The 26,440-nt window shown below is 64.0% G+C and carries 25 protein-coding genes and 1 pseudogene; 12 read left to right on the forward strand and 14 right to left on the reverse strand.

Translation table 11 applies throughout. The features are described 5' to 3' along the window. Positions 1 to 86: 86 nt before the first annotated feature. The 6 genes from ytfQ to QJT78_RS01120 form a co-directional block, all read right to left on the reverse strand. Positions 87 to 1,052, reverse strand: a complete 966-nt coding sequence (gene ytfQ, locus QJT78_RS01095; RefSeq protein ID WP_028150310.1) for a galactofuranose ABC transporter, galactofuranose-binding protein YtfQ — start codon at positions 1,050 to 1,052, stop codon at positions 87 to 89. Between the two features lie 460 nt (positions 1,053 to 1,512). After that, a complete protein-coding gene (locus QJT78_RS01100) occupies positions 1,513 to 2,685 on the reverse strand; it encodes a fumarylacetoacetate hydrolase family protein (protein WP_028150309.1) in 1,173 nt (390 codons plus the stop codon). A 132-nt stretch (positions 2,686 to 2,817) separates the two neighbouring features. Then, entirely contained in the window at positions 2,818 to 3,795 is a 978-nt protein-coding gene (locus QJT78_RS01105) for a HEAT repeat domain-containing protein (protein ID WP_028150308.1), read from the reverse strand. A 2-nt stretch (positions 3,796 to 3,797) separates the two neighbouring features. After that, entirely contained in the window at positions 3,798 to 4,031 is a 234-nt protein-coding gene (locus QJT78_RS01110) for a ferredoxin family protein (protein WP_038941920.1), read from the reverse strand. A gap of 31 nt (positions 4,032 to 4,062) precedes the next feature. Continuing rightward, positions 4,063 to 5,805: a fumarate reductase/succinate dehydrogenase flavoprotein subunit gene (locus QJT78_RS01115; protein WP_038941921.1), complete on the reverse strand. Its 1,743-nt coding sequence runs from the start codon at positions 5,803 to 5,805 to the stop codon at positions 4,063 to 4,065. Positions 5,806 to 5,905: 100 nt separating this feature from the next. After that, positions 5,906 to 6,679 (reverse strand): ferredoxin--NADP reductase, encoded by a 774-nt coding sequence (locus QJT78_RS01120; RefSeq protein ID WP_038941922.1) that lies wholly within the window; start codon positions 6,677 to 6,679, stop codon positions 5,906 to 5,908. Between the two features lie 207 nt (positions 6,680 to 6,886). Between QJT78_RS01120 and QJT78_RS01125 the strand changes: the two genes are divergently transcribed. The 5 genes and pseudogenes from QJT78_RS01125 to QJT78_RS01145 all read left to right on the forward strand — a co-directional run bounded on the left by QJT78_RS01125 (position 6,887) and on the right by QJT78_RS01145 (position 11,510). Then, positions 6,887 to 7,183, forward strand: a complete 297-nt coding sequence (locus QJT78_RS01125; RefSeq protein ID WP_028150304.1) for a gamma-butyrobetaine hydroxylase-like domain-containing protein — start codon at positions 6,887 to 6,889, stop codon at positions 7,181 to 7,183. Between the two features lie 191 nt (positions 7,184 to 7,374). Beyond that, positions 7,375 to 8,151, forward strand: a complete 777-nt coding sequence (locus QJT78_RS01130) for a Crp/Fnr family transcriptional regulator (protein ID WP_028150303.1) — start codon at positions 7,375 to 7,377, stop codon at positions 8,149 to 8,151. 165 nt (positions 8,152 to 8,316) lie between these two features. After that, positions 8,317 to 9,733, forward strand: a pseudogene (locus QJT78_RS01135) (ABC transporter substrate-binding protein). Continuing rightward, entirely contained in the window at positions 9,730 to 10,641 is a 912-nt protein-coding gene (locus QJT78_RS01140; protein WP_085965369.1) for an ABC transporter permease, read from the forward strand. The pseudogene QJT78_RS01135 and the gene QJT78_RS01140 overlap by 4 nt, the downstream one beginning before the upstream one ends. Continuing rightward, on the forward strand, positions 10,638 to 11,510 hold the full coding sequence (locus tag QJT78_RS01145) for an ABC transporter ATP-binding protein (protein WP_028150301.1): 873 nt from the start codon (positions 10,638 to 10,640) through the stop codon (positions 11,508 to 11,510). The genes QJT78_RS01140 and QJT78_RS01145 overlap by 4 nt, the downstream gene beginning before the upstream one ends. Positions 11,511 to 11,716: 206 nt before the next feature. Here QJT78_RS01145 and QJT78_RS01150 read toward each other — a convergent pair whose 3' ends face one another. From QJT78_RS01150 to QJT78_RS01180, 7 genes are all read right to left on the reverse strand, one after another. Next, positions 11,717 to 12,775: a putative sulfate exporter family transporter gene (locus QJT78_RS01150; RefSeq protein WP_038941923.1), complete on the reverse strand. Its 1,059-nt coding sequence runs from the start codon at positions 12,773 to 12,775 to the stop codon at positions 11,717 to 11,719. A 110-nt stretch (positions 12,776 to 12,885) separates the two neighbouring features. Then, positions 12,886 to 13,104 (reverse strand): hypothetical protein, encoded by a 219-nt coding sequence (locus tag QJT78_RS01155; RefSeq protein WP_028150299.1) that lies wholly within the window; start codon positions 13,102 to 13,104, stop codon positions 12,886 to 12,888. Positions 13,105 to 13,267: 163 nt separating this feature from the next. Continuing rightward, positions 13,268 to 13,981, reverse strand: a complete 714-nt coding sequence (locus tag QJT78_RS01160; protein WP_028150298.1) for an ABC transporter ATP-binding protein — start codon at positions 13,979 to 13,981, stop codon at positions 13,268 to 13,270. Next, the gene (locus tag QJT78_RS01165) at positions 13,978 to 14,733 is read right to left on the reverse strand and encodes an ABC transporter ATP-binding protein (protein WP_028150297.1); all 756 of its coding nucleotides are present in this window, start codon (positions 14,731 to 14,733) and stop codon (positions 13,978 to 13,980) included. Before QJT78_RS01165 ends, QJT78_RS01160 begins: the two co-directional genes overlap by 4 nt. A gap of 2 nt (positions 14,734 to 14,735) precedes the next feature. Then, entirely contained in the window at positions 14,736 to 15,755 is a 1,020-nt protein-coding gene (locus QJT78_RS01170) for a branched-chain amino acid ABC transporter permease (RefSeq protein WP_028150296.1), read from the reverse strand. After that, complete coding sequence (locus QJT78_RS01175; RefSeq protein ID WP_028150295.1) at positions 15,752 to 16,654, reverse strand: branched-chain amino acid ABC transporter permease; 903 nt, start codon at positions 16,652 to 16,654, stop codon at positions 15,752 to 15,754. Before QJT78_RS01175 ends, QJT78_RS01170 begins: the two co-directional genes overlap by 4 nt. Positions 16,655 to 16,744: 90 nt before the next feature. Continuing rightward, positions 16,745 to 18,004 (reverse strand): ABC transporter substrate-binding protein, encoded by a 1,260-nt coding sequence (locus QJT78_RS01180; RefSeq protein ID WP_281460167.1) that lies wholly within the window; start codon positions 18,002 to 18,004, stop codon positions 16,745 to 16,747. Positions 18,005 to 18,177: 173 nt separating this feature from the next. Here QJT78_RS01180 and QJT78_RS01185 point away from each other — a divergent pair, with 173 nt between their 5' ends. The 4 genes from QJT78_RS01185 (at position 18,178) to QJT78_RS01200 (ending at position 23,053) form a co-directional block, all read left to right on the forward strand. Further along, complete coding sequence (locus tag QJT78_RS01185) at positions 18,178 to 19,671, forward strand: AMP-binding protein (RefSeq protein ID WP_028150293.1); 1,494 nt, start codon at positions 18,178 to 18,180, stop codon at positions 19,669 to 19,671. Beyond that, on the forward strand, positions 19,668 to 20,309 hold the full coding sequence (locus QJT78_RS01190) for a TetR/AcrR family transcriptional regulator (RefSeq protein WP_028150292.1): 642 nt from the start codon (positions 19,668 to 19,670) through the stop codon (positions 20,307 to 20,309). The genes QJT78_RS01185 and QJT78_RS01190 overlap by 4 nt, the downstream gene beginning before the upstream one ends. After that, positions 20,306 to 22,216 (forward strand): NAD(P)-binding domain-containing protein, encoded by a 1,911-nt coding sequence (locus QJT78_RS01195; protein ID WP_028150291.1) that lies wholly within the window; start codon positions 20,306 to 20,308, stop codon positions 22,214 to 22,216. Before QJT78_RS01190 ends, QJT78_RS01195 begins: the two co-directional genes overlap by 4 nt. 201 nt (positions 22,217 to 22,417) lie before the next feature. Further along, entirely contained in the window at positions 22,418 to 23,053 is a 636-nt protein-coding gene (locus QJT78_RS01200; protein WP_038941924.1) for a DsbA family protein, read from the forward strand. A gap of 3 nt (positions 23,054 to 23,056) precedes the next feature. Here QJT78_RS01200 and ald read toward each other — a convergent pair whose 3' ends face one another. Continuing rightward, on the reverse strand, positions 23,057 to 24,172 hold the full coding sequence (gene ald, locus QJT78_RS01205) for an alanine dehydrogenase (RefSeq protein ID WP_028150289.1): 1,116 nt from the start codon (positions 24,170 to 24,172) through the stop codon (positions 23,057 to 23,059). A 141-nt stretch (positions 24,173 to 24,313) separates the two neighbouring features. Here ald and QJT78_RS01210 point away from each other — a divergent pair, with 141 nt between their 5' ends. The 3 genes from QJT78_RS01210 (at position 24,314) to QJT78_RS01220 (ending at position 26,439) form a co-directional block, all read left to right on the forward strand. Further along, entirely contained in the window at positions 24,314 to 24,793 is a 480-nt protein-coding gene (locus tag QJT78_RS01210) for an Lrp/AsnC family transcriptional regulator (RefSeq protein WP_038941925.1), read from the forward strand. 141 nt (positions 24,794 to 24,934) lie between these two features. After that, complete coding sequence (locus QJT78_RS01215) at positions 24,935 to 25,426, forward strand: (2Fe-2S)-binding protein (protein WP_028150287.1); 492 nt, start codon at positions 24,935 to 24,937, stop codon at positions 25,424 to 25,426. Beyond that, on the forward strand, positions 25,423 to 26,439 hold the full coding sequence (locus QJT78_RS01220) for a xanthine dehydrogenase family protein subunit M (RefSeq protein ID WP_028150286.1): 1,017 nt from the start codon (positions 25,423 to 25,425) through the stop codon (positions 26,437 to 26,439). Before QJT78_RS01215 ends, QJT78_RS01220 begins: the two co-directional genes overlap by 4 nt. The last annotated feature ends 1 nt before the right edge of the window (position 26,440 follow it).

Here is a 26,440-nt window from a genome sequence, read left to right on the forward strand (position 1 = left end):
GCGGACACCCAGCCTATTCGTTCGCGCAACGGTTTCGAAGGGGGGAGCGCCGGACCACGGGGAGCGGTCCGGCGCGGCACTCCGCCTCAGTAACCGAGGCCCTTCTTGCTGTCGTAGATCTTCTGCGGATCGTCGGCCGCTGTATAGAGCTTGGAGTCGGTCTGGATCCACTTGGGCGGAACGGTGCCCTTGCCCTTGAAGGCCGCAATGGCATCGAGCGCGGGGCCGGCCATGTTCGGCGTCAGCTCGACGGTGGCGTTGGCTTCGCCGGCAGCCATGGCCTTGAAGATATCGGGGACCGCGTCGATCGAGACGGTGAGGATCTCCTTGCCCGGCTTGAGGCCGGCTTCCTTCATCGCCTGGATCGCGCCGACCATCATGTCGTCATTGTGCGCATAGACGGCGCAGATCGACTTGCCGCCGCCTTCAGCCTTGATGAAGCTCTCCATCACCTCTTTGCCCTTGGCGCGGGTGAAGTCGCCGGTCTGGCTGCGCACCACCTTGAGGTTCGCATGCTTGGCGATGGCGGTGTCAAAGCCCTTCTTGCGGTTGGCGGCGACGCTGGCGCCGACCGTGCCCTGCAATTCGACGACGTTGCAGGCCTTGCCGCCTACGGTCTTGGCCAGCCAGTCGCCGGCAACCTCGCCTTCATGCACGCTGTCGGAGGTCACGGCGGTGAGATAGAGCTCCTTGCCGGAGGGATCGATGTCGCGGTCGAGCAGCACGACCGGGATCTTGGCCTCCTTGGCTTCCTTCAGCACCGAGTCCCAACCGGTCGAGACCACGGGTGCAAGGAAGATCGCATCGACGTTCTGCGCGATGAAGGAGCGGATCGCCTTGATCTGGTTCTCCTGCTTCTGCTGCGCGTCGGCGATCTTGAGATTGACCTTTCGCTTGGCAGCCTCCTGCTTGGAGACCGACGTCTCGGCCGCGCGCCAGCCGGATTCCGATCCGATCTGCGAGAAGCCGATGGTGAGCTCGGCGGCGCTGGCCGGGAGCGCGAGCAGCAACGCGGCCGTGGCGCTGGCCGCAAAGAGGGCTTTGAGGGTCATCAGGCGTGTCTCCCAAGAAGTCATCTTGTGTTATCTCGGGCGCCGATTGGTAGCATGGCACCCGCAGGCCGGCCCTTGAGGCGGCGGGAGGGACTATTTCACGGAAGACGAGTTCCGACTAGTCATATTATTTTACTATTAGCGCGAAACTTCGATTTGGCGGCATGGACGGTTTCTATGACACGCCCAGAGCGATTTTGTTCCGTGGATGCAACGGGGAGATGAAGGAGTATGTGCGGCTCGCAACCTCTCCTCCGCGTCATTGCGAGCGCAGCGAAGCAATCCAGAAACTGTCCACGGAGGGACTCTGGATTGCTTCGCTGCGCTCGCAATGACGGTGTGGATAGAGTTCGGCGTAGGCCGACCAAATCGACTCGCGGAGAGTCCGCATCACCCGGATTGCATCTTCGATGCAATCCGGCCTCTCCCCGCGTGCGGGGAGAGGCGAAGGGCAACGGAGCTAGATCAGCTTCCGTTGCGCGAGGTTCTTCATCAGCGCGCCGATTCCAAACGTCCAGGGCTCGCACTCGTCGCTGGTGCGCATGCGGTTGACGAGCTTGCCCAGCTGGGGCGCTGCGATCGTGACGATGTCGTCGCGCTTGTGGGTGAACCCCTGCCCCGGCGCATCGCGATCCTTGACCGGCGCGAACATCGTGCCGAGAAACAGCACGAAGCCATCGGGGTATTGATGCACCTTGCCGATCGTCTGCTCGACGAGGTCCGTCGGATCGCGGCTGATCATGCTGATCGAGGAATGGCCGTCGAGGACAAAGCCGTCCGCGCCCTTCACGTTCAGGCTGATATCGAGCTTGCGCGCATCGTCGAGTGTGAAGGTGTCGTCGAACAGGCGCAGCAGCGGTCCGATCGCACAGGAGGCGTTGTTGTCCTTGGCCTTTGAGAGCAGGAGCGCCGAACGCCCCTCGAAGTCGCGCAGATTGACGTCGTTGCCGAGCGCGCCGCCGACGATCTTGCCGCGGCTCGAGACGAACAGCACCAGCTCCGGCTCGGGATTGTTCCAGGTCGATTTCGGATGCAGGCCGGCATCCATGCCGGTGCCGACCGAGGACAAGGTCGGAGCCTTGGTGAAGACCTCGGCATCCGGACCGATGCCGACTTCGAGATATTGGCTCCAGGCGTTCTGATCGATCAGCACCTGCTTCAAATGCATCGCCTGGTCGGAGCCGGGCTTGAGCTTCGACAGATCGTCGCCGATCAGCCGCGTCACTTCTTTCCGGATGGCTTCGGCCGAGGCCGGATTGCCCTTGGCCCGCTCTTCGATGACGCGCTCCAGCATCGAGATGGCGAAGGTGACGCCGGCGGCCTTCAGGGTCTGGAGATCGAGGGGCGCAAGCAGCCACGGCTTCTTCGGATCGCGTCCATCTGGTGCCGTGTTGGCCACGATCGCTTCGAGATCGCCGATGCGCTCGCCCTTGACCGCGGCGAGCGCCTTGGCCGGGTTGTCTTCCTCGCAGAGCGCGCTGACGGTCGGAAATTTGGCGGTGACGTCGAAGACGCCGTCTCCACGGACGGCGACAACGGCCGGGCCGTTCGCCTGCGGCAGCCAGACGCGGCCGACCAGCGTCCCCTTCGTTCCATCCTCGGGGAGAAGATCTTTAACAGACAGTGTCGTCATGGCCGCGTCCTCGCTCTTTCTCGGATCGGCCACGCTGAAATAGCAGCCGATCCCATTGGCGAAGACCAATAAACGTCTGGCAGGGGAAGTCCAGACCGGCCGCGAAGAGCCGCTATGCCCCTGTCCGGGCCTTTATGCGCCTGCTCGCGCTTTGCGCGCCGCGATCTGCTGGAGCGCCCAGCGCGCGTTCTTGCGAACGTCTGGGTCGGCATCGTCGGCGATGACGGCCAGGAACGCCTCGCCGTCGGGATGGGCGATCTCGCCGAGCGCCGCGGCCGCCTCCTTCCGCAAATTGGCCTGGTCGTGGTTGATGCAATTGCCGATCGGGCGTACCGCGCGCTCGATCTTCATCCTGCCGAGGCTGCGGATCGCCTTCAGCCGCACCTGCCAGAATTCATCGGCAAGCGAGCCGACAAGCTGATCGGCCGCGAGCGAGCCGTTGACGTTGAGGCCGAGCGTTTCCGCGGCCATCTCGCGCACCATCCAGTCCGAGTCCTTCAGCCCGCGTGTGATCGTCTCGGCCGCGGGCTTCAGCTGCGAGAAGGCCAGCGCGCTCACCGCGGCGCGACGCACATGGGCGTCGGGATCGTTGATCAGCGCGGTCAGCGCGGGGATGGATTCCTCCAGCTTGAGGAAGCCGATCACGCCGATCGCCTGCACGCGAACGGCCGCATCTTGATCCAGGAGCGCTTCCAGTGCCGGCTTCAGCGTGTCCTTGCAGCGCAGCTCCTTCAGGGCGCGCAGCGCGCCCATGCGCACGAAGGCGTGGGCGTGCTTGACCAGCGGCAGGATGATCTCGGCGCACGCCGGATCCTTGAATTCGGCCATGCTGTCGGCCGCGGTCGCCGCCACGATTCTTTCGGGATCGACCAGCAGCTTGACCAGCCCATTCGCGGCCTCCGGCCCGTCGAACTCGCCGAGCGCCATCGCGACCTGCTGGCGCACGCCGGCGTCGGGATCGGATACCATGTTGGCGAGATGCGCGACGGCTGCGGGATCACCGGAGTGACCGAGCGCGATGATAGCGACACGGCGCTCGGCGGGATCAGCAGCTTGCAACCGCTCATCGGCATCTTCGAGGTCGTCATAGGATTCGAACGGGCTCGACATGATCACCTCAACAGATAGGGAATGTTGACGGTGACGGCGCCGGTCGGGCAATCGGCCTCGCACGGCATGCAGTACCAGCACTCGTCATAGGCCATGTAGGCCTTGCCGGTCATGTCGCTGATGCGCAAGACGTCGAGCGGGCAGACGTCGACGCACACGGTGCAGCCCTTGTCGGCGATGCATTTGACGTCGTCGACGACCACCGGAACCGATGTCTGATAGGACGCGAGAGGCATTTTATGTCTCCTGTTGCGATGTTGCGGTGGATCAGGCGGAGGCGCGGATGCGCTGCTTGTCGTAGAGGTCCTTCTCGTCGTCGGCGATCGGCACGACATAGGGCTCGACGGCGCGCTTCTCGCTGGTCATCTTGCCGTTCTGCTTGGAGAGCAGCGTGTGGCAGAACCAGTTCTCGTTGTCCTTCTCCGGGAAATCCGTGCGCCAGTGGTAGAGGCCCCAGCGGCTCTCCTCGCGGTACAACGAGGCGTGCACCGCCATGTCGGCGCAGTCCATGATCGACTGCACTTCGAGCGCGCGGAGTAGCTCGTGCGCGCTGCGCGCGATCATTTGCTCCTGCATGTCCTGCCGCGTCTCGGCGAGGCGGCGCATGCCGAGCTCGTATTTGCGGGTGACCTTCGGCGGCTGGAGATAGTCGTTGACGAGGCGGCGGGTCTTGTACTCGACCTGGTTCGGCGGAATGCCGTCTTCGCGTTTGGTCGGCGCCAGTACGCGGTCGCGCTCCAGCGCGACATCGGCCGCATCGAACTCCGCAAAGTCTTGGTTGTCGGCGAACTCCATGGCGTCGATGCCGGCGACCGAGCCGTTGGTGAAGGCGCCGAGCATGTAATTGTGCGGCACGCTTGCCATGTCGCCGGCGGCATAGAGGCCGGGCACCGTCGTGCGGGCATTGTCATCGACAAACACGCCGGAGGCGCTGTGGCCGGAGCAGAAGCCGATCTCCGAGATGTGCATCTCGATCGACTCGCTGCGGTAATCGACCCCGCGCCCCTGCTGGAACAGGCCGCGCGTGGGACGCTCCACCTTGTGCAGCGTGGATTCGATCTCGGAGATGGTGTCGGGATGGAGATGCTTGAGCTGGAGGAAAACCGGGCCCTTGCCTGACAGCAGTTCGTTGTAAAACTCCAGCATCATCTGGCCGGACCAGTAGTCGCATTCGATGAAGCGTGATCCCTCGTTGTTGGCGGTGAAGGCGCCGAAGGGACCGGCGACATAGGCGCAGGCCGGGCCGTTATAGTCCTTGATCAGCGGATTGATCTGGTAGCATTCGAGGTTCGCCAGCGCCGCGCCGGCGTGATAGGCCATGGCATAGCCGTCGCCGGAATTGGCGGCGTTCTCGTAGGTGCCGAACATGTAGCCGGAGGTCGGCAGACCAAGCCTGCCGGCGGCGCCCATGCAGAGGATCACGGCCTTGGCCTTGATCACCAGGATCTCGGCGGTGCGGGTGTTGACGGAGATCGCGCCGGCGATGCGGCCGTCGGACGATTTGAGCAGCCGCGTCGCCATGTAGCGGTTGGAGATCAGGATGCGGGCGCGGCGGAGCTGGCGATAGAGCGCTTTCTTGACCGTCTCGCCGTTCGGCATCGGCAGCACATAGGTGCCGATGTGGTGCACCTTCTTGACCGCGTAGTCGCCGTTCTCGTTCTTGAGGAAGCGGATGCCGAAACTGTCGAGCTCTTCGATGATCTTGTAGCAATTTTGCGCGTATTTATAGACCGCCTTCTGATCGACGATGCCGTCGTTGGCGATGGTGATTTCCTTGGTGTACTGCTCCGGCGTGGCGTAGCCGGGGATGACGGCGTTGTTGAGCCCATCCATGCCCATCGAGATCGCGCCGGAGCGCTTGACGTTGGCCTTTTCGAGCAGGACGACGTTGGCCTTCGGATTCTTCAGCTTCGCCTTCAGCGCCGCCATCGGGCCGGCCGTGCCGCCGCCGATGACGAGCACGTCGCAAGAAACCTCCGAAAGTCCGTCGACGATCTCATCTAGTGCCATCACTTGCTCCTGGTTCGCCGGTCCGGCGCCTTCGCATCAGATTTGTTCAGGTGGTCGTCCGGCGATAGCAATTAGTTGTCGCCGGGACGCGATTTGCGCCTCAGCGCTCGACGAAGGCCTTTTCAATGACGAAATGGCCGGGCTGGCTGTAGTTGCCCTCGACAAGGCCGCGCGCGGCAAACATCGCGGGGAGTTCCTCGAGCATCGCCGGGCTGCCGCACAGCATGATGCGGTCGGTCTCGATATCGAGACCTGTTAGCCCGATGTCGTCGAACAGCTGATTGGAGGCGATCAGGTCGGTGATGCGACCGCGATTCCGGAACGGCTCGCGGGTGACGGTCGGATAGTAGACGAGCTTGTCGCGGATCAGGGAGCCGAAGAATTCGTGCTCACGCAGGCCCTCGACAAGGTGCTCGCCATAGGCGAGCTCCGAAACCTGGCGGCAGCCATGGGCGAGCACGATGGTCTCGTAATTCTCGTAGACATCCGGATCCTTGATCAGGCTGGCGAAAGGCGCGAGGCCCGTGCCGGTCGAGAGCAGCAGCAGGCGCTTTCCCGGGATGAGGTTGCCGGTGATCAGCGTGCCCGTCGCCTTGCGGCCGACCAGGATGATGTCGCCCTCCCGGATGCTCTGGAGACGCGAGGTCAGCGGACCGTCCTGCACCTTGATCGAGAAGAATTCGAGCGCCTCCTCGTGATTGGCGCTCGCCATGCTGTAGGCCCGCATCAACGGCTTGCCCTCGACTTCCAGCCCGATCATCGCGAACTGGCCGTTCTGGAAACGGAAGCTCGGATCGCGCGTCGCCGTGAAGCTGAACAGGGAGTCGGTCCAGTGCCGGACCGACAAAACCGTTTCCTTCTGAAATGCGCTCATGGTCTCTCCTCGGCCATCGTTGGCGCACAAGGTTTCGGAGAGAGCAGAGCCCGGCAATTCGGAAGTGAAATTCCCGGTCGATTAGTTTCACATTTGGTGGACGGTGATTGAAGAGGAGGCAGACGGCCACGCGTCCGCGCTGGCAATTAGTTGCTATTCGTGCGCGCCGGCGCCGACATAGAAAGAGGCTGGAGGTTCGTCATGACCATGACCTTGGTGGCGCCGACTGTGGCCGACTATGAAGCCAGCGCCGATCTCGCGACGCTCGTCGTGCGCACCACGCAGGACGATGTGGTCGGGATCGCTGCCGAGCAGCTCCGCCTCTCCTGCAAATGCGCCCACTGCACTCGCGCCCGCTTCGACGATCGCTTCCCCGAACGCTTTCCCGGCATCGCCATCACCGAGATCGGCGATCTCGGCTACGGGCTGAACATCTCGTTTTCGGATGGGCATAACAGGGGGATTTATCCGAAGCCGTATCTGCTGAGCTTGGCGGGGCGGTAGCGCCTCGACCGTTCCCCTTGCTCCGTTGTCATTCCCCGCGAAAGCGGGGAATCCAGTACGCCGCAGCCTATCCGTAACCCATTGCTGCCTCTGGAATACTGGGTCGCCCGGTCAAGCCGGGCGACGACAGCGGAGTAAAGCTGGCACGGACATTGCTCCTCTTTAGAACGATTTGAACGTTCCGGAGGCAGATGATGTTGCAGGCGGCCAATGTGGTTCGCGGGGCGGTTCCCGCAACGGTCCGGCCTGCCGGCGGCTCGTCGCTGCTGCTCACCGAGAACCAGCAATGGATCGGCGGACCGCCGCCGCTGATGGACAAGCTCACGCCGCGCGAGCGGGAGCTAGTGCTGAAGCAGGGCCGGCGAAAGGTGCTCAACCGCGGCCAGACGCTGTTCAGCCAGGGCGGCAAGCATGACGGTATCTGGCTGATCGAGAGCGGCCGCATCCGCGTGTTCTACACTTCGCCGCTCGGACGCGAGATCACGCTGGCCTATTGGCATGTCGGTAATTTCGTCGGCGGGCCCGAAGTGTTCGAGGGCACCGTGCATCAATGGTCCGGCGTCGCATCCAGCAATTGCAGCGTCGTGCACCTGCCCGGAAAGGAGCTGCGGTCGCTTGCCGTGGAGATCCCGAACCTCGCCATCGGCCTCATTGAAGGCCTCACCTTCAAGGGCAAATGCTATTCGGCGCTGGCGCAGATGCTGGGAACACGCTCGATCACCCAGCGCCTCGCGCATCTTCTGCTGCATCTGGTCGAGCTCTACGGCGTCGACGATGCCGACGGCCGGGTGATCGCGGCGGCCTTCACCCATGCCGACATCGCCCACATGGTCGGCGCCACCAGGCAATGGGTCACGATCAGCCTGAAACGGATGCAGGAGAAGGGAATCGTCGTCACCAAGCGCTCGCAGATCGTGGTGTGCCGGGCCGACGCTCTCGAGGAGATGCGCGGCCAGAATGGCGACTAGGGTCGATGCACAGGCAAGCGGCTTTATAGTGCAGGACTGCCCAAGGAGTATGCAATCAGCTTTTCCCGGCAACTAATCGACTGCGGCGGTCACTCCGGATTTGCCCTGCCCGCGGCCTCACCCAATCATGGCAACCACAGCACATCCAACCGAATGAGGATGAGAATGGTCCGCCATCTTCCCACGCTCTCGATCGCGATGTCGGTGACCTCGCTGGCGCTACTCCTTGCGCAGCCGGCTTCGGCGGAAACCGTCACGCTCGGCATTGGAACGCAGGACACCACGACCAACACGGTGACCGCCGGCGTCGTCATCCGCCAGCTGCATCTCCTCGAGAAATATCTGCCGAAGGACGGCAAATACGCGAACATCAAGTTCGAGCTGGAGTGGCAGAACTTCACCTCCGGCCCGCCCGTCACCAATGCGATGATGGCGAACAAGCTCCAGATCGGCATGATGGGCGACTATCCGCTGATCGTGAACGGATTCACCTTCGAGAGCAATCCGGAGAGCAAGAGCCGCCTGATCGGCGTGGCCGCCTACAGCCTGTCCGGCTCCGGCAACGGGCTCGTCGTCCACAAGGACTCGCTCTATTACGATCTCGCCGATCTCAAGGGCAAGCTCGTCAGCGTGCCGTTCGGCTCGGCCGCGCACGGCATGGTGCTGAAGGCGATGCAGGATCGCGGTTACGCCTCCGACTTCTTCCAGCTCGTCAGCCAGAGCCCGGAGGTCGGCTCGACCAATCTCCAGGAGAAGAAGATCGACGCGCATGCCGACTTCGTCCCCTTCGCCGAGCTGTTGCCGTTCCGCGGCTTCGCGCGAAAGATCTTTGACGGCGTCGAGACCAATCTGCCGACCTTCCACGGCATCGTGGTCCGCACCGATTTCGCCGAGAAATACCCTGAGGTCGTCGTTGCCTACTTCAAGGCGCTGATCGCCGCCAACCAGTGGCTGCGCGACGATCCGAAGCTCGCGGCCGAAAAGATCCAGGAATGGACCGGCATCAACAAGGAAGTCGTCTATATCTTCCTCGGTCCCAGCGGCAACATGACCACCGATCCCACGGTTAAGCCGGCGCTGATCGACGCGGCCGCGACCGACGTCAAGGTGCTGCAGAATCTCGGCCGCATGAAGGAGTTCGATCCGAAGAAGTGGGTGGATGATTCCTACATCCGCAAGGCCTATGCCGAGATGAAGCTCGACTACGACGCGCAGCTCGACAGCACGAAGAACTACGAAATCTCCGGCGAAGACTCGTTCTGCAAGAAGCCGATCACCCACCCGCGCAAGGCCGGCGAGGTCTGGGTCGACGATGCCGGTATCCTGCCGTTTGCGTCCGCCGCCTGCACGTTAGGGGCCTATGCCGACTACAAGGCCAAGGGCAAGAAGATCAACGTCGCCTATGTCTTCGACACCACGCGCGGAATCAAGCTGTTCGCCGACCAGGCCTTCTTCGCGGTCGGCGACGGCGAGGTCGCGCCGTTCCTGCTGAAGAAGGACGCGGAAGCCCATGCCGCCAAGATCGGCGGCAAGGTGCTCGGCTTCGACGGTGAAGGCTGCGGTCGGCGGAGGCAAGACGTGAGCAGTCCCGCCCTCGTCAGACATCCCGAGGACAGCATGTCGGCAGCAACTGCAATCGCCGAGGCGGGCCCCGTACCCGCCCCTTCCCCGCCCGCGACACCGCCTTCCTTCGGCACGCTTGCGCTGCGCTGGTACCGGCTCAATCGAGCGGGGCTACGCGCGACGGCGATCGGCATCATATCGCTGCTCGCCTTCCTGCTGGTCTGGCACCTGCTCACGACCTATCGCGTCGTGTTCTTCGTGCGCTTCACCAACGTGCCCTCGCCGCTCGCGGTCTATGCCAGCTTTACCAAGGCGATCCACGATCCCAAATTCCTGCTGCACATCCTCTTGAGCTGCCGGCGCATCTTGTTCGGCTTCTCGCTCGCGGCGGTGGTCGGCGTGCCGCTCGGCCTGATCATGGGCCGCTTCAAGCTGGTGCATGAAATCATCTTCCCGGTGGCCGAGGTGCTGCGGCCGATCCCGGCAATCGCCTGGGTGCCGATGGCGATCATGCTTTGGCCGACCAACGAGCAGAGCATCGTCTTCATCACCTTCCTCGGGGCGTTCTTCCCGATCCTGGTCAACACGCTGCATGGCATGTCGCTGGTCGATCCCGTGCTGGTGCGCGCCGCGCAATGTCTCGGCGCGCGAGAACGATCGATCTTCCGCGAGGTGTATTTCCCGGCGTCGATGCCGCACATCTTCACCGGCCTCACCGTCGGCATGGGCGTGGCCTGGGTGTCGCTGATCGCCGCCGAGATGATCTCGGGTCAATACGGCATCGGCTACTTCACCTGGGAGGCCTATTCCCTTGTCCAGTATGCCGACATCGCGCTCGGCATGATCGCGATCGGCGTGCTCGGCCTAGGATCGAGCCTGCTTATCAGGGGCGCCGGGCAGTTGGTGATGCCGTGGAGGCTGAAATGAGCGAAATCCTGACCAAAGCACCGCAGGGCCATATCGAGGTCAGGAATTTCTCCCTCAGCTATGACAGCATCGAGGGGCCGGTGCAGGCCGTCACCGACACGCAGATCCATGTGAAGCCCGGCGAGTTCGTCTCGATTGTCGGCCCCTCCGGCTGCGGAAAGTCGACGCTGCTCAATGCCGTTGCCGGCTTCCTCAAGCCGACCACCGGTGTAGTCACCGTCGACGGCGAGCGGGTCAACGGCCCCAGCGCCGAGCGCGGCATGGTGTTTCAGCAATATTCGCTGTTTCCGTGGAAGACGGTGCGGGAGAATGTCGAGTTCGGCCTGAAGATGCGCGGCATGGCGCGCTCCCAGCGCGAGCGCGCGGCGCGCACGCTGCTCGGGCTCGCGGGGCTCGAGGCCTTCGAAAAGCATTATCCGGAGAAGCTGTCCGGCGGCATGAAGCAGCGCGTCGGCATCGTCCGCGCGCTCGCCACGGGCCCGAAGGTGCTGCTGCTCGACGAGCCCTTCGGCGCGCTCGACGCGCAGACGCGCGTCATCATGCAGCAGATCCTCACCAACATGTGGCAACGGCTGAAGATCTCGGTGCTGTTCGTCACCCACGACATCGATGAAGCCATCTTCCTCTCCGACCGCGTCTATTGCATGACCGCCCGCCCCGGCTCGATCAAGGCGGAGATCCCGATCCCGCTGGAGCGGCCGCGGCAGCAATCGATGATGATGTCGTCGGAGTTTTTGGCGCTCCGCCGCGGGCTGATGTCACTGATCCGCGAGGAGAGCCTGAAGGCGATGGGCGGCGAGATCAGCGACATGGGCATGCAGGGGCTCAACATCGAGCTGCATGGGCATTCGCTGGCGGATGTGATTTAGGCGCCCCATCTCGACGATTGCGCGCTTACTTCCCTTCTCCCCTTGTGGGAGAAGGTGCCTTGCCGAAGGCAAGGCGGATGAGGGGTCTGCTTCGGCAAACTCCCCTCTCAGTTCGGACTCGCTGATAGAACCCCTCATCCGGCGCTTCGCGCCACCTTCTCCCACAAGGGGAGAAGGAAGAGGAGTTCGCAGCCGCTGCGCTCCCCTTACTTAAACCAGTGCACCAGCGCGATGCTGATCCCGAGGAGCAGCATCAGCGACAGTGTCACGGCGGCCGTCACCCGGCCCCCGACATTCGCCAGCACCTTCACGTCGACACCGAGGCCGAGCGCGGCCATCGAGACCACCGTCAGGAAGCTCGTGATCTTCGTCACCGGCCCGACCACCGTGCCCGGCACGATCTCCAGCGAGCGCAGGGTCGCCAGCGCAAGGAAGCCGAGGATGAACCAGGGGACCAGGCGGAAGAAGCCGACATTGGATTTCTTGGCGCCGGTCTGCCAGCGCGAGGCGACCAGGGAGAGACCGACGACGACGGGCCCGAGCATCAGCACGCGCATCAGCTTCACCAGCGTGCCGATCTGCGTCGAGACGAGCCCGGCCGGGACCGTTGCCGCAAGCACCTGCGGCACCGCGTAGACGGTCAGGCCTGCGAGGATGCCATATTGCGTGGCCGACAATTGCAGCAGCGGAATCAGCAGCGGCAGGCCCAGCACCATCATCACGCCGAGGATCGCCGTAAAGGAAATCGAGGACGCGATCTCGTCGTTGTTGGCACCGATGATCGGCGCCACGGCGGCGATCGCGGAATTGCCGCAGATGGAATTGCCGCAGGCGATCAGGATCGAGAGCCGCGTCGACAGGCCCAGCATGCGACTGAGGCCGAAGGAAACGCAGAGCGCGATCACGACGACCGCCGCGATCGATGCCAGCAGCGCCACGCCGGAAGCCGCGATGGCGGCGAAGCTGATCGATGCCCCCAGCAGCATGACCGCGACTTCGAGCAGCTGTTTGGCGCTGAAGGCGATACCAGCCTGCCAGCGCGGCGCCGGTTTCCAGAAGCTGCGCAGCGCCATCCCCAGTAGGATCGCCATCACCAGCGCTTCGACATAGGGGTGCTCGAAGACACCCAGCTCGGCCCGTTCGAGCAAGGCCGAGATACCGGCCACGGCGATGCACAGGAGGATTCCCGGAATCAGCGCCGCAATACGGCTCACGACAGTGGTTGGCTTGGCGTCGGCCGGGTTGGATGCTTGATTCTGCGACACAAATCTCTCCCAGAGGAGAAATATTTATACGCAGTGCTAGCCGATTGGGGAATAAGTTTTCAGCATATCAGGGCCGAGGGAAGTTCTATCCTCAGCCCGGAATAATCGGCTCAGAAGATCAGGCTTTTGGCGAGCGAGGCGACGCGGCTGAAGCTGTCATAGACGCCCGGCTCGAAGAAGGCCGCACGCGCGAGCACGATGCCCGCGACCAGCGACCAGAACACCGTGGTGCCGGCCCGCAGCAGGAGCTTTGACGTGCGCGATCGCGGCTGGGTGTCCGTTGCGGACACCAGCTGCTCGCCGAAGGGCTCAAATCCGGTGCGTTCCATGACCGTCAATCCATCAAATTCTGAATGGAATGTCGTCGTTTCGGACCCAAACGGCAATGGAAGCGATTGGCGTTTTTGGCCCTCGACGGGGAAACTCCTTCCGTCTGACGAACCCGAGACAACAGTTTTCTTCTTTGGGCCGGTGTGGCGGTCCGGAACCCGGTTACAGCGCCAGATAACGGCGACGGATCGCGTCGTTGGCCTTCAGCTCATCGATCCCGGCAGTATAGACGATCTGGCCCTTGTCGATCACCGTGGCGTGGCTCGCAAGCCCCAGGCAGAAATGCATGTTCTGCTCGGCGATCAGCACGGTCGCGCCGAGCTGGCGGAGCTGCCGCAACAGCTCGCCGATCCGCTGCACGATGATCGGCGCGAGGCCCTCGCTCGGCTCATCGAGCAGCAACAGCGCAGGGTTGCCCATCAGCGTGCGCGCGATGGCGAGCATCTGCTGCTCCCCGCCCGACAGACGTCCAGCAATGCGATGGCGCAGCGGCTCCAGCAGCGGGAAGACGTCGTAGATGCGCTTGATCGGCCATTCGTCCTGGCCCTCCGGCCCTTTCTTGCGACCGATGACGAGATTGTCCTCGACCGTGTGCTCCGGAAAGATCTGGCGATCCTCCGGCACGAAGCCGAGACCGGCGCGCGCGATATGGTGCGGCCTCTGGCCCGAGATCACCGCGCCGCGCAGGCTGATCCTGCCCCGCCGCGGCGGCGCCAGCCCCATGATCGCCTTCATGGTCGTCGATTTTCCCGCGCCGTTCCGCCCGAGCAGCGCCATGGTCTCGCCCTGCCGCACCGAGAGGCCGACGCCGAACAGGATCTGGCTCGTGCCGTAGTAGACGTCGAGATCGGCGACTTCGATAATGGTCGCGCTCATGCAGCGGCCCCCGCATGTTCGGTGCCGAGATAGGCCTCGATCACGGCACTGTTGTTGCGGATTTCGTCGGGCGTGCCGGTCGCAAGGATGCGGCCGTAGCAGAGCACGACGATCTTTGGGGCGATCTTGAACACGATGTCCATGTCGTGCTCGATGAAGACGACGGTGATTTTCTGCGTCTCCCAGAGCTCGCGCACCTTGTCGATCATGCGCCAGCGCTCTTCCGGGCCCATGCCGGCAGTCGGCTCGTCCAGCAGCAGCACCTTTGGCTCGAGCACCAGAGCGAGCGCAATGTCGAGTAGCTTCTGGTCGCCATGCGACAGCGTCGCGGCGGTGCGGTTGCGCTTGCTCGCCAAGCCCAGCAGTTCCATCACATGCTCGGCACGGCCGCGCGTCTCGGGCAACGGAAAGCGCTTGTGCAGCACCGCGGACGTACGCTGATCGGCGCTGACGGCGGCGAGCATGGTCTCCTGCACCGTCAGCGATTTGAAGATGCTGGCGACCTGAAAGGCGCGGCCGATGCCGTGGCGCACGATCTCCGGCGGCGAACGGCCGGCGAGATCGACGCCGTCGAGCAGCACCTCGCCGGAATCCGGCCTCAAGGCGCCGGTGATCAGGTTGAAGAACGTGCTCTTGCCCGCGCCGTTCGGTCCGATCACCGCCGTGAGCGAACCGTCGGGGAAGTCGAGCGTGACGTCGTTGGTCGCCTTCACGCCGCCGAAGGATTTTGCGAGGTTGCGGATCTCGAGCATCGCTAGCGCCCCTCGCCTGCGTCACGCCGGTGCGAAAACCAGTCGGCAACGAAATCCAGCAGGCCTTTGCGCAGGCCCAGCGCGAAGAACAGGATGACCACGCCGAGCACGATGCCGTGATATTCGGTGAAGCGCGTGACGGTGTCGTTGAGCAGAAGCAGCAGCACGGTGCCGACCATCGGCCCCAGGAAGGTCGAGACGCCGCCGAGCATGTTGATGAAGATGCCCTCGCCCGAGATCGTCCAATAGGCGAATTCCGGATAGGCACCGGAGACGAACAGCGCCATCACCATGCCGCCCATCGACGCGAACAATGCCGCCAGCACGAAGACCGTCAGCTTTGCCCGCCAGACGTCGATACCGAGGAAGCTCGCGCGCGCGGCGTTGTCGCGGATCATGCGCAAGGTGTAGCCGAACGGCGATTGCGCGATCTGGCGCATCGCGAGCAGGCCGAGGATCAGCAGCGTGCAGCTCGCAACATAAAGATGGACGTGGTTGGACAGATCGATGCCGAGAAACACGGGTCGCGGAATGCCGCCGCGCAGGCCCTGGTCGCCGCCGGTGAAGGACGCCCAGGACAGGATGGTCGAGTGGATCAGCATCTGGAAGGCGAGCGTGACGAAGGCGAAATAGATCTCCTTCAGCCGCACGCAGATCGCGCCAATGATTGCGGCGATCACCGCCGTGATCGCCAGCGTCGCGACGAAGGCCACGGGAATCGGCACGCTCAGCTTCTGCATGATCAGGCCGAAACCGTAGGCGCCGAGGCCGAAGAACATGCCGTGGCCGAACGAGGTCAGGCCGGTATACCCGACCAGCAGGTTCAGCGAGGTCGCGAACAGGCCGTAAGCCGAGCAGCGGATGACGAAATCGAGCAGCGCCTTGCTGCCGGTGAACAGCGGCAGGCTCGCCAGCACGGCGAACGCGATCAGGGCAATCAGGACGTCGCGATAACGTTGCAGTGCCGCAGCGCTGCGCACCGGCGCCAGCGTTTCGGCGCGTCCGGCCTCGAGCTCGGTCATGCCGCCTCCTTGCCGAACAGGCCGGTGGGTTTTGAGACCAACACGATTACCATGAACAGGTACATCAGGCCTTCCGTGAACAGGGGAAAGCCGAGCGAGCCGAAGGACCTGATAAGGCCGAGCAGCAGCGCGCCGATCAGAGCGCCCAGGATCGATCCCATGCCGCCGATCACGGTGACGATGAAGGATTCGATCAGCACCGAAAATCCCATGCCGGGGGTGAGCGAACGAACGGGCGCCGCGAGCGCGCCGGCAAGGCCCGCCAGCATGCCGCCGAGTGCGAACACGCCCCCATAGATCAGACCGGTGTTGATGCCGAGCGCCGAGACCATACCGGGATTATGTGCCGCCGCCCGGATCACCTTGCCGATACGGCTGCGCGACAATCCGATGCCGAGCACGATCGCTGCGACGAGCGCGACGCCGATCAGCAGCAGGTAATAGGGCGGCACCACGCCGCCGGCGATGAACAGCGGCATCACCTGGAATGCCGCGGGCATGCCCATCGACTTGAATTCCGGCCCCCAGATGATGCGCACGACATCGTCGAAGATCAGCACGAAGGCGTAGCAGACGAGGAGCTGCATCAGCACGTCGGCGCCATAGACGCGGCTCATGAAGACGCGCTCGAAGATCAGACCGAGAATCGCGGTCCCCGCCGCGCCCGCGAACATCGCCAGCGCGAAGCTCCCGGTGAGCTGATAGGCCGTCATCGCGAAATAGGCGCCGAACATGTAGAAGGCGCCGTGGCTGAAATTGACGACCTTGAGCACGCCGAAGATCAGCGTCAGCCCGACTGCGACCAGGAACAGGAGCATGCCGATGATGACGCCGCTGGTGGTTTGCGTCACCAGGCAGGCGGAACTGGAGAGGCAGCCGGCGAGCGCGTCGAGATCCACGGGAGCACTTTCATTGCGACGCGCCGGACTTGGCGCGGAGAACCAAATAAAAACGGCGGAGACGGTCGCCCGTCCCCGCCGCGCATCGGATCAGGTGTAGCCCTTGCTCTTCTTCCACTCGGCCTCGAGCTCGAAGATGGTCTTCCAGTCGCCGGCCTTGACCTCCGGCACGTAGGGCTCCTGCGGGATTGTGGTGCCCCAGCCGATGGCGTAGCCGACCAGCGTGTGGTCGTCACCGCGCATCGTTACGGTGCCGTCGGCGCCGAACGGGCACTTGATGGTCAGGCCCTTCAGCACCTCCGCGATCTTCTTGCCGTCGGTGGAGTTCGCCTTCTTCGCGGCCTCAGCGAGGAACATCACCGCCGTTGCGTTCTGCCACGACCAGTTGGTCGGATACTCGTTGTACTTCGCCTTGTAGGCATCGCCCCAGGCCGCGTTCTCCGGCGTGGTCGGGAAGGTCTTGATGTAGCGGTTGCCGGAGTGGATGCCCTTGGGCAGGTTCTTCACCACCGTGAGCGCGGTGTAGTCGGCCATGTTGACCGCGAACACCTCCATCTGGCCGAACATCGCGTAGATGTTGGCCTGGTCGATATAGGAGGTGAGATCGCCGCCCCAGAGGCAGGAGTACAGCGCCTGCGGCTTGGCCTGGAGGATCTTCGTCACGACTTCGGTGTAGTCGGGCTGGAACAGCTTAGGCCAGGACTCGCTGATGATTTCGACGTCGGGCGCAAAGCGCTTCAGGTACAGCGTGAACTCGCCGGTGGTGTCGCGGCCATAGGCATAGTCCGGCGAGCAGGTCGCCCATTTCTTCAGGCCCTTGGCCTTCGCGATCGAGGCGGCATAGCTGCCGCCGACGATGGAATCGTGGATGCCCTGGCGGACGCAACGGAACGCATTCGGAATGTGCTGCTTCGGATCGGCCGTCAGCGAGGACGCTTCCGAGCAGGTGTGGACGCAGAGCACACCGAGATCGCGCGCGACTTCGTGAACCGCAAACGATCCGGACGACGCCTCGCCGTCGATCAACCACTCGCAACCATCGGTGTTGACGAGCTCGCGCGCGACGCGGGCGGCTTCCTGCGGCTGGCCCTTGGAGTCGCGGATCACCATCTCGATCTGGCGGCCGGCAAGTCCGCCGGCGGCGTTGACCTTGTCGACCTCGAGCATCACCGCATTGCGCGACGACGTGCCGAGCTGCGCGACGCGGCCCGACAGAATCGTCGGCATGCCGATCTTGATGGTCTTGGCTTGCGCGCGCGCCACCCACGGTGCGGCAACACTCATCGCACCGGCGCCCGTCAGCGCCAGCGTTGAACGGCGGCTGATGCCCGGCATGCGGGTTCTCGTCATTTTCCCCTCCCTCTTTCGGGTCGGCGTTTCCTGGTCCCTTGCCGGAGATCGTCTCGTCTCCGTGTTCCCAACAATTTCAGAGGCAGGGGGGTGACGTCAAGCCAAAGATGAATTACGAGTCATAATTCATCAAAGGAGGAAACGAGGCCAGTAATCGGCCCAAAACCCGCAAAATGATCAATCTTTCGAGCTTCATCACCTTTCATGCCCGGCGCACGCCGGACCGGCCCGCGCTGAAATATCGCGGCGAGGAGATCTCCTACGCCGATTTCGATGCGCGCATCCGGCAAGCGGCCGGCTGGCTCGCCGCGCAGGGCATCGACGCGGGCGACGTCGTGGCCGTGCTGATGAAGAACAGCGCGGCGTTCCTGGAGCTCGTCTTCGCCACCAGCCATCTCGGCGCGGTGTTCTTGCCGATCAACTTCCGTCTCTCGCGCGACGAGGTCGGCTACATCGCGGGCAATGCCGGCGCGCGGTTGTTGATCGTCGATGAAGAACTCACCGCCAATGCAGCGGGCGCGAAGATTGTCGTGCTGAACGAAGCCGCGCAGCAAAGCATCACGCACCTCGAGGGCGAGGCCACGCCGGCGCCGATGCACGTCCGCACGCCGTCCGACCTGATGCGGCTGATGTACACCTCGGGTACGACCGACCGCCCCAAGGGCGTGATGCTCACCTACGATAATTTCTACTGGAAGTCCGCCGACCAGACGATCGCGCTGGGCCTCAGCGCCGAGACGCGCCTCCTCGTCGTAGGTCCGCTCTACCATGTCGGCGCACTCGACCTGCCCGGCATCGCCGTGCTCTGGCACGGCGGCTTCATCCGCATCGAGCGCAATTTCGAGCCGGAGACCCCGCTTGCGGCGATCGCAGAGGACAAGCTGAACGCGGCATGGTTCGCGCCGGTCATGACCACCGCGATGCTCACCTGCCCCACCCACGATCGCTACGACGTCTCCAGCCTGAGATGGGCGATCGGCGGCGGCGAGAAGACGCCGGAGGTGCGCATCCGCGCGTTCTCGAAGCTCTTCCGCAATGCGCGCTACATCGATGCCTATGGCCTCACCGAGACCGTCGGCGGCGATACTTTCATGGAAGCCGGCCGCGAGATCGAGAAGATCGGCTCGACCGGCCGCGCCATCGCCCATGTCGAGATCGAGATCCGCGACGAGGACGGCAAGACGCTGCCGCCGAACGTCAATGGCGAGATCTGCTTGCGCGGACCGAAGATCACGCGCGGCTATTGGAAGGATCCGGAGAAGACTGAAACCGCGTTCTTCGGCGACTGGTTCCGCAGCGGCGATGTCGGCTATCTCGACGAGGAAGGCTTCCTGTACCTGACCGACCGCAAGAAGGACATGATCATCTCGGGCGGCGAGAACATCGCCTCCTCCGAGGTCGAGCGCGTCATCTACGATTTGCCTGAGGTGCGCGAAGTCGCGGTGATCGGCCTGCGCGATGCCCGCTGGGGCGAGCGGCCGGTCGCGATCGTGGTGCTGGCCGAAGGCGCGAGCCTTGAACTCCCTGCCCTCACAGAGCACTGCCGTACGCGCCTGGCGAGCTTCAAGGTGCCGAAGGAGCTCGTCATCCGCGACAGCCTGCCGCGTAATCCGAGCGGAAAGATCCTCAAGCGCGTGCTGCGCGCCGAGCTGGAGACCTCTGAATGACGCAAGCGAATGCCAAGGTCACAAAGCTCAACCGCGTCGAGCGGAACGCCTGGACCAAGCAGAAGATCTTTGACGCCGCGACCAAGGTCGTCGGCAAGCATGGCTATGCCGAAGCCTCCGTCGCCCGCATCACGGAAGAAGCCGGCGTCGCGCAAGGCACCTTCTACAATCATTTCGAGAACCGCCAGGAGCTGCTCGACCAGCTCCTGCCGAAGATCGGCCTCGACATGGTCGAGTTCATCCGCGCCCGCACCGGCACCGCCGATGCCGCGCGGCAGGAGATCGCCCGCTTCTCCGCCTTCTTCGACTTTATCCGTGAGGTGCCGGAGTTCCTGCGCATCCTCAACGAGGCCGAATTCTTCGCGCCCATCGGCTACCAGAAACATCTCGACAACATCTCGGTCGCCTATGTCCGCATTTTGCGCCGCGCACGAGCGGCAGGCGCGATCGAAGATTACAGCGACGAGGAATTCGAGGCGATCGTCCACATGCTGATGGGCGCGCGCGGCTATCTCAGCCGTCGCTACTCCTATTCGGCCGGCGGTGTCACCGCCGTCCCCGACCACGTCATCTCCGCCTATCGCAAGCTGATGACGCGCGGCCTCTTCAATGCATCCGGAGATCAGGACACGCCATGAACATCGCATCTCCACAAAAGCCGCACGATCTCGTCTCCGCGATCGCCGAAGGCGATATCCGCTGCCTGCTGATGGTGCTGGTGCACATGACCGGCGATGAGCGCTGGCTCGAGCCGCCGTACTTGCCCAAGCGCGACATCCGCCTCATTCCCGACCCGGAGGCCGGCGTGCCCCAGGAGGTCCAGGACGAGATCCGCGCTGCGGTGGTCAAGCTGTTTGCCGACGGCACGCCAAAGCCCGTCATCACCGATCCCGGCGAGGCGCTGCTGCTGAAGATGATGCGCGCCTGCCTCGGCGAGAACGTCGCGCCGGAATATGCACCGCTGATGCGCGAGGAGATGGGATTTGTAGCGCGCGAGCCGCAATGGACGCAGCGCCCCTCCGCCGAGAAGCTTGCCGGCCAGCACGTGCTGATCGTCGGCGCCGGCGTCTGCGCCATCGCGCTCGGCGTGGCACTCGGCCATCTCGGCATCCCCTACACCATCGTCGAGAAGAACGCCGAGCTCGGCGGCACCTGGTGGATCAACCGCTATCCCGGCTGCGGCGTCGATACGCCGAACCATTCCTATTCCTACTCGTTCGGCTCGGGCAATGCATGGACGCGCTATTTCTGCCAGCGCGAGGAGCTGCTCGGCTATCTGCTGAAGGTCGCCGAGGAATACGGCATCCGCAAGCATCTGCGGGTCAATACCGAGCTGACAGCGTCGCGCTGGGACGAAGGCAAGCGGCGCTGGATTTCGACGCTGAAGACCAAGAACGGCGAAGAGACCTTTGAATCCACCGCGCTGGTCTCGGCCATCGGCCAGCTCAACGATCCCTCTCGCGCCCGCTTCAAGGGCGAGGAAGACTTCAAGGGCACGATCCTGCATTCGGCCCTGTGGTCGGACGACGTCAATCTCGAGGGCAAGCATGTTGCCGTGATCGGGACCGGCGCGACATCGATGCAGCTGGTGCCGTCGATCGCCGGCCGCGTCGCCTCCGTCACGGTCTATCAGCGCAGCGCGCAATGGGCGCGGCCCGTTAACGGCTATTCCGATCCCATCACCGAGGGCGCGCGCTGGCTGCTCGCGCATCTGCCGTTCTATGTGCAATGGTACCGCTTCAACATGTTCTGGCGCTATGGCGACGGTCTGCTGCCGTTCCTGCGCAAGGACCCGACCTGGCCGCATCCGGAGCGCGCCGTCAACAAGGGCAATGACCGGCATCGCCAGGAACTGACCGATTTCATCCTCACCGAGCTGAAGGACCACCCCGACCTGATCGCCAAGTGCGTGCCGACCTATCCGCCCTATGGCAAGCGCATCCTGCTTGACAACAACTGGTTCAGGACGCTCACGCGGGACAATGTCGAGCTCGTCACCGACACGATCGATCATTTCGACCGCGACGGCATCGTCACCGCTGACGGCGAGCACCGCCCCGCCGACATCATCGTCGTCGCCACCGGTTTCAAGGTGACGGAGATGGCGGCACGCCTCAACATCAGCGGCCGCGGCGGCAAGGATCTGCGGCAGGCCTGGGCCAACGACAATCCGACCGCGTTCCTCGGCCTCACCGTCCCGGACTTTCCGAACTTCTTCTGCATGCTGGGCCCGAACTCCGGCCCCGCCCACGGCGGCAGCGTCATCTTCCAGTCGGAATGCCAGAGCCGCTATATTTCCGCCTGCCTCGCTGACATGATCGAGCAAGACGTCGCCGCCATCGACGTCCGTCAGGACGTGCTCGACGACTACGTCCGCAAGGTCGATGCCGAGCACGAGGCGATGATCTGGACCCATCCCGGCATGAGCACCTATTATCGCAATTCGAGCGGCCGCGTGTTTTCCGCGATGCCCTGGCGGTTCGTGGACTACTGGCGCATGACGCATGACCCGGATCTGGGGCAGTATCGGCTGACGAAGGGGTAGGAGGTTGAGGCATTGAGGCGTTGATTGCGCCACGCCGGCACTGCACCCTCTCCCCTTGTGGGAGAGGGTGGCTTCGCGAAGCGAAGCCGGGTGAGGGGTTCTATCCTCACGAACGATACCGCGAGTGGACAGATACCCCTCATCCGGCGCTTCGCGCCACCTTCTCCCACAAGGGGAGAAGGAAGAAAAAGGGAAACGCCAATGCCCAAGCCGCTTGTCCGCGTCTACACCGACTACAAAAGCCCCTACGCGTTCGTCGCCAACAAGCGGCTGTTCTCGCTCGAGGAGACGCACGGCGTCGAGCTCGAATGGCTGCCCTATACGCTGCGCGTCGCCGAATTCATGGGGACGGTCGAGGAGCGCACGCCGCATTTCTGGCGCAAGGTGCGTTACGCCTATATGGACGCGCGGCGCTATGCCAATGCGCAAGGGCTCGTCATGAAGGGGCCGCGTCGGATCTATGACGCCTTCTATTCCAGCGTCGGGATGTTGTTCGCCCAACAGCACGGCTTCTTCCGCACCTACCACGACACAGTGTTCCGCAAGTTCTGGAGCCATGAGCTGGAGATCGACGATCTCGCCGCAATCACGGACGTCATCACCGCGTGCGGCGGCTCGGCGAACGAGTTCGAAGCCTACGTCAACGGCCCTGCCCGCGCCGAGCACGACCGCATCATCGACGAGGCCGAAGCACTCGGCGTGTTCGGCGTGCCCACCATGGTGTTCATCGGTGAGCTGTTCTGGGGCGGTGATCGCATCGACATGCTGATCGAACGGATCGAGCGTCCGGAAACGATCGAGGCCGCGCTCGGCAGCCGCCACCGCAAATCAGTTTAGCCGTTACGCGGCGAGGCCGCTCTCGACCGGAGCAAATTCCAGCCCGAGGCTCTCGGCAACCGCCTTGTTGGTTATGCGGCCACGATGCACGTTCAGTCCGGTGCGCAAATGCGGATTTTCCAGGACTGCAGCAAAGCCCTTGTTGGCGAGCATCAGGCCGAACGGCAGCGTTGCGTTGTTCAGCCCCTGGCTCGACGTCACCGGCACCGCGCCCGGCATATTAGCGACGCAATAATGCACGATGCCGTCGACCTGATAGGTCGGATCGGCGTGCGTGGTCGGATGCGATGTCTCGAAGCAGCCGCCCTGGTCGATCGCGACGTCGACCAGCACGGCGCCCTGCCGCATCGACTTGAGCATCGCGCGCGTGACGAGCTTTGGTGCGCTGGCGCCCGGCACCAGCACCGCCCCGATCACGACGTCGGCGGCGAACACCTCGTCCTCGACCGCTTCGATGGTCGAGAAGCGGGTGCGCACCCGCCCGAGAAACACATCGTCCAGCTCGCGCAGACGGGGAATCGAGCGGTCGATTACAGTGACTTCCGCACCGAGGCCCGCCGCCATGCGCGCGGCCTGCGTTCCCACCACGCCGCCGCCGAGCACGACGACGCGCGCCGGCTGCACGCCGGGCACACCGCCGAGCAGCACCCCGCGGCCGCCGGCCGATCGCTTGAGCGCGGCGCCGGCGGCTTCGACGGCGAGGCGGCCGGCGACTTCGCTCATCGGCGCGAGCAGGGGGAGGTGACCGGCCGCGTCGGTGACGGTCTCATAGGCGACCGCAGTGCAACCCGAGGCGAGCAGGCCCTTGGCTTGTTCGGGATCCGGCGCAAGATGGAGGTAAGTAAAGAGGATCTGGCTCTCGCGAAGCTGGGCCCACTCGCTTTTCTGCGGCTCCTTCACCTTCACGATCATGTCGGAGTTGGCGAAGATGTCGCGGGCGCTCTCCGCGATCGCGGCCCCTGCCCGCTGGTACACCTCGTCGGACGCGCCGATGCCACTGCCGGCGCCGGTCTCGACCGTCACCTGGTGCCCGGCCGCGACATATTCGCGGACCGCGCCCGGGGTGAGCCCGACGCGATATTCCTGCACCTTGATCTCCTTGGGCACACCGACGCGCATTTTGGGCTCCTTCCAACGTCCTGGTTCACCCCGTCATCGTAGCGATCGGGCCAGTTTGGTTTCGTGCAAATATCCGCTAGCTTTGACTTCCCCGCGCCGGTTTCCGGCGTACAAACGCCCTTTCACGCTGGAAACGAAACCTTGGCCCTCGACCGGAAAGATCTCGCCATCCTCGCGGAACTCACCACCAATGCGCGGGCCAGCCACACCGAGCTCGCCACGAAGGTCGGGCTATCAAGCACGGCGCTGGCGCGGCGGCAGAAGGCGCTGGAGGACGACGGCTACATCCAGGCCTACCAGGCCGCGCTCGATCTCGCGCAATTCGGCCTCACCACGACGGTGCTGGTCCGCATTGCGCTGGAGAGCCAGAGCGACGAGGCGCTGAAGGCGTTCGAGGCCGAGGTGGTGAAATGCCCGTCCGTCGTGCGCTGCTTCCTGATGTCCGGCACCGACGACTACATCCTGATTGTGCGCGCCCGCGACATCCAGGATTTCGAGCGCATCCATCGTACCGAGCTGTCGCGCCTGCCGCGCGTGGCGCGGGTCCAATCGAGTTTTGCATTGCGCGAGATCGTCAACCGCGCGGTGCCGACGGTGGTGTTCGGCGAAGCCAAGCGCTGACCGCCTTCGCCGAAGAGACAATTCGCCGCAAGGAACCAAGCGACCGTTTGCCCGTTGGCGCTACTGGCCAGCAGAGACGATGCGCCCTCGCGTCAACACGGCTTGATGTCTCGGCTCGGCCTCCGTCGCAGGGGAAACGACATGGCCGACGCCGCAAATCAAATTCCCGACCGCATTCCGATCAATCTCGTGGTCAATGGCGTCCGGCGCGCGCTCGACCTGATGCCTTGGACCACGCTCCTGGACGCCTTGCGTGACCATCTTGCTCTGACCGGCACCAAGAAAGGCTGCGATCACGGCCAGTGCGGCGCCTGCACCGTGCTGATCGACGGACGGCGCATCAATTCCTGCCTGACGCTCGCCGTCATGAAGGACGGCGCCGAGATCACGACGATCGAAGGGCTTGCCAAGGACGGAACGCTTCATCCCGTCCAACAGGCGTTCATCGACCACGACGCCTTTCAGTGCGGCTATTGCACGCCGGGACAGATTTGCTCGGCGGCGGGCCTTCTGGCCGAAGGCCGCGCCCGGGATGCCGACGAGATCAGAGAGCTGATGAGCGGAAATCTCTGCCGTTGCGGCGCCTATCCGAACATCGTCGCCGCGATCCAGCAGGCAATGGGCCGGCCATGAACAACTTCCAGTATTCCCGCGCCACCGACATCGCCGATGCGATCCGCCTGCTGACCGCCGATCCCGGCGCCAAGCTGATTGCCGGCGGCACCAATCTGATCGACCTGATGAAGCAAAATGTCGAGCGGCCCTCCCGGCTGATCGACATCTCCCGCCTGCCGCTCCGCGACATCAAGGAGACGGCCGACGGAGGGCTGCGCATCGGCGCCTTGGTGCCGAATTCAGACCTCGCCTACCATCCGCTTGTCGAGCAGCGTTATCCCCTGCTCGCCGCCGCCATCCTCGCCGGCGCTTCCGCGCAATTGCGCAACATGGCCTCCGTTGGCGGCAACCTGATGCAGCGCACGCGCTGTGCCTACTTTTATGACACGGCGACGCCTTGCAACAAGCGAGAACCCGGCAGCGGTTGCTCGGCAATCGACGGCCTCGACCGCAACCACGCGATCCTCGGCACGAGCGCGTCCTGCATCGCGACCAATCCGTCTGACATGAGCGTCGCACTTGTCGCGCTCGGTGCGCTCGTGCACATCGCAGGTCCCTCCGGCCAGCGCACGATCGCATTGACCGATTTCCACCGGCTCCCGGAGGACAAACCCCATATCGATACAAATCTCGGCACCGGCGAGATCATCGCGGCCGTCGAACTTCCTCCGCACAGCTTCGCCCGCAACTACAGCTATCTGAAAATCCGCGACCGGCTGTCCTATGCTTTTGCTTTGGTCTCGGTCGCGGCCGCGCTCGAACTGGATGGCAACGCGATCAGCGAAGCCCGCCTGGCGCTCGGCGGCGTGGCTCACAAGCCCTGGCGCAGCCTTGAGGCCGAGGCGGCGTTGCGCGGCCGGGCAGCGACGCCGGACCACTTCTCGCGCGCGGCCGATCTGCTGCTGCACGGGGCAACGGCCCGCGCACATAACCGCTTCAAGATCGAGCTCGCACGCCGCGCCATCGTGCGTACGCTGATACAGGCCGCGAGCGCCACGCCACAATCACAGGCTCACAAGAAAATCGCGTGAG

Origin of the sequence: Bradyrhizobium sp. Mp27, from assembly GCF_029953005.1 — a bacterium.
Lineage (GTDB): Bacteria > Pseudomonadota > Alphaproteobacteria > Rhizobiales > Xanthobacteraceae > Bradyrhizobium > Bradyrhizobium barranii.

What these genes read in the sequence shown, in the direction of transcription:
- QJT78_RS01105 (WP_028150308.1), bottom strand. Translation starts at nt 3,795, where the DNA reads ATGTCGAGCCCGTTCGAATCCTATGACGACCTCGAAGATGCCGATGAG.
- QJT78_RS01160 (WP_028150298.1), bottom strand. Translation starts at nt 13,981, where the DNA reads ATGAGCGCGACCATTATCGAAGTCGCCGATCTCGACGTCTACTACGGC.
- QJT78_RS01180 (WP_281460167.1), bottom strand. Translation starts at nt 18,004, where the DNA reads ATGACGAGAACCCGCATGCCGGGCATCAGCCGCCGTTCAACGCTGGCG.
- QJT78_RS01120 (WP_038941922.1), bottom strand. Translation starts at nt 6,679, where the DNA reads ATGAGCGCATTTCAGAAGGAAACGGTTTTGTCGGTCCGGCACTGGACC.
- QJT78_RS01195 (WP_028150291.1), top strand. Translation starts at nt 20,306, where the DNA reads ATGAACATCGCATCTCCACAAAAGCCGCACGATCTCGTCTCCGCGATC.
- QJT78_RS01215 (WP_028150287.1), top strand. Translation starts at nt 24,935, where the DNA reads ATGGCCGACGCCGCAAATCAAATTCCCGACCGCATTCCGATCAATCTC.
- QJT78_RS01200 (WP_038941924.1), top strand. Translation starts at nt 22,418, where the DNA reads ATGCCCAAGCCGCTTGTCCGCGTCTACACCGACTACAAAAGCCCCTAC.
- QJT78_RS01165 (WP_028150297.1), bottom strand. Translation starts at nt 14,733, where the DNA reads ATGCTCGAGATCCGCAACCTCGCAAAATCCTTCGGCGGCGTGAAGGCG.
- QJT78_RS01190 (WP_028150292.1), top strand. Translation starts at nt 19,668, where the DNA reads ATGACGCAAGCGAATGCCAAGGTCACAAAGCTCAACCGCGTCGAGCGG.
- QJT78_RS01155 (WP_028150299.1), bottom strand. Translation starts at nt 13,104, where the DNA reads ATGGAACGCACCGGATTTGAGCCCTTCGGCGAGCAGCTGGTGTCCGCA.
- QJT78_RS01185 (WP_028150293.1), top strand. Translation starts at nt 18,178, where the DNA reads ATGATCAATCTTTCGAGCTTCATCACCTTTCATGCCCGGCGCACGCCG.
- ytfQ (WP_028150310.1), bottom strand. Translation starts at nt 1,052, where the DNA reads ATGACCCTCAAAGCCCTCTTTGCGGCCAGCGCCACGGCCGCGTTGCTG.
- QJT78_RS01220 (WP_028150286.1), top strand. Translation starts at nt 25,423, where the DNA reads ATGAACAACTTCCAGTATTCCCGCGCCACCGACATCGCCGATGCGATC.
- QJT78_RS01170 (WP_028150296.1), bottom strand. Translation starts at nt 15,755, where the DNA reads ATGACCGAGCTCGAGGCCGGACGCGCCGAAACGCTGGCGCCGGTGCGC.
- QJT78_RS01100 (WP_028150309.1), bottom strand. Translation starts at nt 2,685, where the DNA reads ATGACGACACTGTCTGTTAAAGATCTTCTCCCCGAGGATGGAACGAAG.
- QJT78_RS01130 (WP_028150303.1), top strand. Translation starts at nt 7,375, where the DNA reads ATGATGTTGCAGGCGGCCAATGTGGTTCGCGGGGCGGTTCCCGCAACG.
- QJT78_RS01145 (WP_028150301.1), top strand. Translation starts at nt 10,638, where the DNA reads ATGAGCGAAATCCTGACCAAAGCACCGCAGGGCCATATCGAGGTCAGG.
- ald (WP_028150289.1), bottom strand. Translation starts at nt 24,172, where the DNA reads ATGCGCGTCGGTGTGCCCAAGGAGATCAAGGTGCAGGAATATCGCGTC.
- QJT78_RS01125 (WP_028150304.1), top strand. Translation starts at nt 6,887, where the DNA reads ATGACCTTGGTGGCGCCGACTGTGGCCGACTATGAAGCCAGCGCCGAT.
- QJT78_RS01110 (WP_038941920.1), bottom strand. Translation starts at nt 4,031, where the DNA reads ATGCCTCTCGCGTCCTATCAGACATCGGTTCCGGTGGTCGTCGACGAC.
- QJT78_RS01115 (WP_038941921.1), bottom strand. Translation starts at nt 5,805, where the DNA reads ATGGCACTAGATGAGATCGTCGACGGACTTTCGGAGGTTTCTTGCGAC.